The organism is Macellibacteroides sp., assembly GCF_050251695.1.
Lineage (GTDB): Bacteria > Bacteroidota > Bacteroidia > Bacteroidales > Tannerellaceae > Macellibacteroides > Macellibacteroides fermentans.
Genome location: NZ_JBFWMI010000137.1, coordinates 1 through 5,267 on the forward strand (window position 1 = coordinate 1; position 5,267 = coordinate 5,267).

Here is a 5,267-nt window from a genome sequence, read left to right on the forward strand (position 1 = left end):
AACCTTGGCCTTAAATTCGGCCGTGTAATGTGTTCTTTTCCCCATCTCTAAAATACTCTTTTTTGATTCAAATTAAACCCTTTTTATTCGACTTCACAAGTGGTCCAGGTTTTGGGGAGTATTATAATTATTACTTTGGATGGCATTACATAACCATATCTTTCTGAAAATCTTGCCATGTGTATATTTTTAAGTGGTCACTTTTTTATATAGTTTTTTTTCGCTCAACATTATCTAATATTATTCTTTCAACTTTAACAATATCATCACAATTGTCATAGAGTGCTTTATATTCACACCTTGGACATTCAAATTGATAGCCATATCTGCTCGAATAATCGATTAATGGTGTGTGACAATGAGGGCAGTATGCTCTTAAGTTCTTAATTTCCCAAGCATTTTTATTTTTATTAAATTGCCAATCCCATGACCACTTCCATTTCTTAAATTTATCTTCCTTATAATCGCAAAAAACAGGTTTAATAATTTCCCCCCTTCTTAAATTAAAAAAAGTAATGATTATTACAATAGCAAGAATCGCACATAATATCCACCAAACCTTAATATCATAATTTAAAATAAATATTATCTTATTTCCAATCCACTTAATCAACTCCCAAAACGTAGTTAGGAATGGATTCTGTTTAAAATAGTCATATGTAATAGTTATTAGCGAACCAAAAAGAGTTGTACCAATTCCTATTGCCCATGGTGATTTTATCCATTTCATATGATATATTGTTTTATTTACTATATGTGTACTTATTCCTATTGTTCAATCAAATATAAATCATATAAAAGAATCATCTTGCACAAAATTTATTTAATTCTTTAACATCTCCAAAAGTCCAACGATCTTGCTTCCATATCAATCTAATAGGTAATCCACATTCTAAATAATAATCCTTGTAGACACTCATAATTGAACTTTCACTTTTTGAGATAAACTTATCTTTGTATATTTCTGACTCTTTTACTAATCTTAAAGTATTCTCTTTAATATCTTCTCTACTATCAAAATCTAATTTTTCAATTGCCGTATAAAGATCCTCTTTTCGTGTCTCTCTCCAATGTCTCGGCCAATCTAACACATTTTGATTAGTGTAATTTCCTATATTAACTTCTTTTCCTTTAAATTCTGATTTTGTATAATTATCAAATTTAAAATAGAATTTCTTAGGAATTATCTGATTTTCAAACGACAAACAAAAAGATGCTCCTACTAAATTCTGTAATCCTTCAAGATATGCAGCTTCAACAATAGGTTTACCTATAACAATATACTTATCAAAATCAAAATAAGCATCTCCCACGCTTAATGCCCCTCTTAAAGGCAAATCTAGTTCAATTGATTTACAAATTATTTCATTGCAAATTTGAATAAACGGGTCACAGACTTTCGGAAACGATTCCCACAATGATGCAGGATGTATTTTAGAAATATCTTCAACAGTTTTAAATCTTTCCCAAGTCCGATCAGACCATATAATTATTGAATCACTGCCGTATAAAACATTGATTTTATAAAACACCCCAATATCATCACTTCCAGCCCAATATGAACCCTCTAAAATGCCTTTACTGATAACCTCGTTGTATCTATCATTTATTAATCGGATAGATTCAGCAAGTTTCAAATACTTATCTTTAATCATTTCTAATCCACCATCTTTCGTAATTTTCTTAGAAAATCCGAGTATGTCTAAAAAACAAACATTGTAACCATGATTATTCATAATGATATAAATTTATGATTGTGATTCAAGAAAAAACATTCTATTGGTACTCATTCTTAGCTTGCTCCGAGATACTTCGACAACAATTCAACATATGGAGCAATAGCTACGATTGTGTTACCGAAACGCTGAAGCCTTTTCATTACAGAATTTAGTGGCTTACGGTGATCTTGAAGACTTTCCCTTATATTCTCAATAAGCTCTATAATATCTTCATGGTCTTCTTGTTGTATTGAATTGTTTCGTTCCAATACTGCTTCGATATTGGATAAACAATTTTCTATTTCAGAGCTAGAAGTAATGGTTTGGTTTACAGATCCTGTATTCTGGATTGCAATATTCGAATTATTTCCAGCATTTACCACTATTGGAATAGTCTGATTATCTTTATCCTTTTGCTTTCTTTGTCTTTGTGAGAAATTTCCACCCAGTAGTAAAGTATGAAATGATTCAGAATTTATTATTATTAATACTCCTGTCTCTTCACATCGGTGAGCAACAATCCATTTATTCATTTCAAGAATACCACAGAGAGCATTCCAATAATCAAGATTATTATTCAGCTCTGATATATACTCATTTACTTGAAGTGAACCTTTTTCTTTTAATTTAGAAACAATAGTATCTAAATCACTAATTGTCTTTTCATCGTAATCTTCCATGGTGTTATTTTTTAGTGGTCATTTTTTCGTATAGTTTGAAGAGGTGTTCCAGGCGTTCTTCGTCGGAAGTGAAAGGTTCTTTTACTCTATCAGCTTTCATCCTCTTTAGGATCATATGCTATAAGCGTAGTACCATCACTTACTGCCAGAATACGTGGAGATTGTTTAAGCAGCTTGCTATCTGCTTTCATCTCGTCCAATGTATCGGATAGTTTTTGCGAAGTAGTTGCTCTGAAGGCCAGTTGTTTTTTAAGCAGGATGCCATAGTCTGTATCGTCTATTATATTTTGTGTTCGATGATATTATCTTCTCTACCACAAATATATAACTAATATTTCTATAAATGACTTTTGGATATGGAATAAAGTACATTCTGCCTAATAATAATGAAGAAAGTCCGACTCTCACGGGCCGGACTTTCTTATTATTAAATTATGCATTTAATAAGATAAAAATTTCAATGCTTTTATAAGTAATTTCAATTGCAAAGATAAGGGTTATTTTTTCCTTTTTCAACGAATTATACAATGTTGCGAAACAGACCGTTTAATTTGGATAATTCATTTATTAAACTATTTGCGCGTTGCGCGAACCTTATTATATTTCATATCCCGGCCATTTTTAATCCTAAACCAGCAACTTATACAAGTAACTGGTTCCGGCTACCGCTATCAAACACCAGCCAAGCAGGTTGGCGGATCCGGTGGCGGCTTCTGACTGAGGGTTACAATTACACCCAGTGCAGCCAGGGCAATCTCCTTTTCTTCCAGCACAAGAGCCAGGAGGATAAGGATCTTCAGGAACGTGAGGGTGGACTTTTTGCTGTTTCCTTTTCCGAAAAAAGCAGCTTGCCACTACCAAAATAAATTCAATGATCTGTTTTACTTGTTTCATCTTTCTGTTTGTTTTAAGGGGTTGTGTTGAGAATCGTTTTCTTTGTATGAATAACTGTATAACGGAGTCTATCCCATCCGGCATCCGGAGACTAATCCGGGTAAGATTATTCTTTTCTTACTCCGGAAACTGCAGCGCTATCAGTTTACTCATGGTTGCCGAGAGCTTTACCAACAGCTGCTTGTAATTATCGCGATTGTCGCCGTTTACCTCGCTGATGTAGCGACTGTAGGCTATCTCCTGGGCATAGGCAGCCGGAACGTTGCTTACGTTGCAGGCAGAGGCATAGGATGAGCGCAACAGGCGGGCCATATCCAGAATACCGCTTCTGGCATCGGGATAGCTCCGGTAGGTAAGTCCCTTTTCGCAAAGCTGCACTTTGGTACCCGGCCAGAACTCGGACGGCTTACCGAAGCCCGTCAAGCCACCGAAGTTAAAGTGCTCCTTACACAGCACCGACTCGCCCCACCCTGTTTCGATGGCGATCTGGGCCAGCAGCACCACCGGGTTAATGCCATATTTTATTCCCGCCTCTTTTACCTGGGGGTAATAACTCTGTACAAATATTTCTTTCAGCATAAAAATCCTTTGTTTGATTTACTTGCAGGGTTAAATTAAAATTGCACCCCCGGAACCTGCATCCAAGGGTGCAATGAAGAATTAATACACGTGCTCTTTGTCGCACTGCTCCGTTACGGTAACCGTAACCGTGGGCAATTTTTCGAACTTCGCGTTGTTGGTCACTTCGCGCAACAGGATACCCGGCTTGAAGATGATACGCGGTTTTTTGAACATCGAAGTGTTAAATTCCTCTTCCGTTACAGCTCCTACAGAGCCGGCTACCATGCGAAAATTTCCGAAGTTGCCCATACTTACAACCGTTCCAGCCTGCAGCCTCTCAGTAAGAATATAGATCAGACCTTCCAGCACCAGCATCACGTCGCCGCGTGATGCGGTACTGTGTGCAGCGATTGCGTCGCACAATTTGTTCAGGTCCATTTTCGAAGTGGTACGGGTGGATCCGTATACCAGTTTACTACCTACAGGAGCGTCTTTCTCCATGTTTCTGCGCTTGATTAAAGAATAAGATAATGCCATACTTGTTTTGTTTTTTAAGGGTTTATAAAACTTATTTTCGTTACGTAACAATGTAAATGTACTACCACCCCACCCCCGTTTGGCGCGGTTTGTCCGCCAACGTCCCGATAGGGCGCGATAACGCGCGATGTTTCCCGATAGCCTGTTAACAGCTTCCCGAATAAGCAATAATTATGACACTTACAGGTTATTTTTATGCGAAATATTTGTTTATTTAGAAAGATACTTGTATATTTGAATATTATTTAATAAATGATTTAAAACACTAAATACTAGTTTTTTACCATGAAAACAACACTATTTGAACAAAAGTATATAACTATATCTACAATACACAACCGATGAAAGATCAACCCCTACCCATCCATCCCTACGGGTGGAACGAGCTGGCGCAATTATATTCGCCCGCTTTGAGCAGTTCGGCACAGAATAAACAGCTGCTTAGGTGGATACAGAACCACCCCCAACTACGTGACGAACTGGCCCGCGAAGGCTGGGTGAAGGGAACCCGAAGGCTCACTTCCATGCAGGTACGAATCATTGTAGCCTATCTGGGAGAACCATGAGCCTGCCCCCGAAAAGGGGGCCTCCGGCAATTCCCTGTTATCCTAAAAACAAAGCGGTAACAGCGTAAAATCTCAGGTGTGAACAACCAATTTTTCAGGTACTTTTTGCGTAAAATGTCATAACATTTTAAACAAAAAGAGTATACATTTTTGTCAAAATGTACCTGCAAATTTTGTCTCTAAATGGTTCTTCGTCAAATTTGGTGCAGGTTATCCTGAGTTTGAAAGCACGACCTTTCGTCTTAACAGTTCAAATCCAGCCCTGCCATACATCTCTCTTTTCTTGTTTTTTAATCTGTTTACATGCCCCT

At 37.0% G+C, this 5,267-nt stretch carries 7 protein-coding genes; 1 reads left to right on the forward strand and 6 read right to left on the reverse strand.

From position 1 onward, the window contains the following. Positions 1–205: 205 nt before the first annotated feature. The 6 genes from AB7E53_RS13890 to AB7E53_RS13915 form a co-directional block, all read right to left on the reverse strand. Entirely contained in the window at positions 206–730 is a 525-nt protein-coding gene (locus AB7E53_RS13890) for a hypothetical protein (RefSeq protein WP_446776343.1), read from the reverse strand. A gap of 73 nt (positions 731–803) precedes the next feature. Further along, positions 804–1,736, reverse strand: a complete 933-nt coding sequence (locus tag AB7E53_RS13895) for a hypothetical protein (RefSeq protein ID WP_446776344.1) — start codon at positions 1,734–1,736, stop codon at positions 804–806. A gap of 56 nt (positions 1,737–1,792) precedes the next feature. Continuing rightward, complete coding sequence (locus AB7E53_RS13900; protein WP_446776346.1) at positions 1,793–2,398, reverse strand: hypothetical protein; 606 nt, start codon at positions 2,396–2,398, stop codon at positions 1,793–1,795. Between the two features lie 627 nt (positions 2,399–3,025). Then, complete coding sequence (locus AB7E53_RS13905) at positions 3,026–3,292, reverse strand: hypothetical protein (protein WP_446776348.1); 267 nt, start codon at positions 3,290–3,292, stop codon at positions 3,026–3,028. A gap of 117 nt (positions 3,293–3,409) precedes the next feature. Then, a complete protein-coding gene (locus AB7E53_RS13910) occupies positions 3,410–3,871 on the reverse strand; it encodes a glucosaminidase domain-containing protein (RefSeq protein ID WP_079683185.1) in 462 nt (153 codons plus the stop codon). Positions 3,872–3,952: 81 nt separating this feature from the next. Continuing rightward, entirely contained in the window at positions 3,953–4,390 is a 438-nt protein-coding gene (locus AB7E53_RS13915) for an HU family DNA-binding protein (protein ID WP_068180380.1), read from the reverse strand. Positions 4,391–4,731: 341 nt separating this feature from the next. Between AB7E53_RS13915 and AB7E53_RS13920 the strand changes: the two genes are divergently transcribed. Then, positions 4,732–4,956, forward strand: coding sequence for a DUF4248 domain-containing protein (locus tag AB7E53_RS13920; protein ID WP_421467430.1), 225 nt, complete (start codon positions 4,732–4,734; stop codon positions 4,954–4,956). Positions 4,957–5,267: the final 311 nt, after the last annotated feature.